This is a genomic window from Bradyrhizobium sp. CCBAU 45394 (assembly GCF_028128655.1).
GTDB lineage: Bacteria > Pseudomonadota > Alphaproteobacteria > Rhizobiales > Xanthobacteraceae > Bradyrhizobium > Bradyrhizobium diazoefficiens.
This window is the reverse complement of record NZ_LBIX01000059.1, coordinates 1-730: the sequence shown is the minus strand read 5'-3', so window position 1 is coordinate 730 and position 730 is coordinate 1. Positions and strand designations below refer to the sequence as shown.

1 protein-coding gene is annotated in these 730 nt (G+C 68.4%); it reads right to left on the bottom strand.

Features of this window, described 5'->3' with window-relative positions:
- Positions 1–730, bottom strand: a 730-nt coding sequence (locus WN73_RS11670; protein ID WP_271552855.1) for a DUF1522 domain-containing protein, incomplete at both ends; no start/stop codon positions are given.

Genomic DNA, 730 nt, shown 5'->3' with positions numbered 1-730 from the left:
TGAAGGTGATGACGTGGCCATCGACATTCAGCGAGGAGCCGTCCGAGATCAGCGTGCTCAGGGAGCCCGAACTGGTCGTGCGGGTCGCAGTCACCGTGACATTTCCGCCGCCCGTCGCACCCGTCAGACCGAGCTCCTTCAGGAAGTCAGCCTTGCCCGTCAGGGACAGATCGGCACCAGCCGAGCTCTTGAGCGTCACAACGCCCGCGGCGGCAGTCGACGGCGATGCGCCGGAGGCGGCACCGATGGTCGCAGCACCGGCGGAGATCGTCGCGGTCTTGACACCGCTGGCGAGGTCGATCGCGGCCAGAATGTCGCCCACGGTCGCCAGCGTCGAAGTCGTGGCGGTGTCACCGAGATAGATCGTGGTGTTGCCGCCGCCGTCGGTGACGAGATGACCGCTGACACCAGAACCGCTCGGAACGGCGCTCGAAGCCGGCGCAGTGCCGGAACGGAAGGTGATGGTCTTGCCGTTCACCGTCAGCGTGTCGCCATCGGTCGGAGCGGTGGTCAGCTTGCCGCTGGCGGTGGTGCCGAGCAGCGTGGTGGCCGACGAGATGCCGGTCGTACCGTCAGCCGCAAGACCCCCGGTGCCCGCGAACGAGCCCTGGCTCGCACCGAGCGTGGCGGACGAACCTGCCGCGGTGGTGCCGCCGGCCGTGCCGTTGTACAGCACATTGCCGAGCGCCGTCGCACTGGCAAAGGACGTCGTGCCGCGCAAATCGGCCGC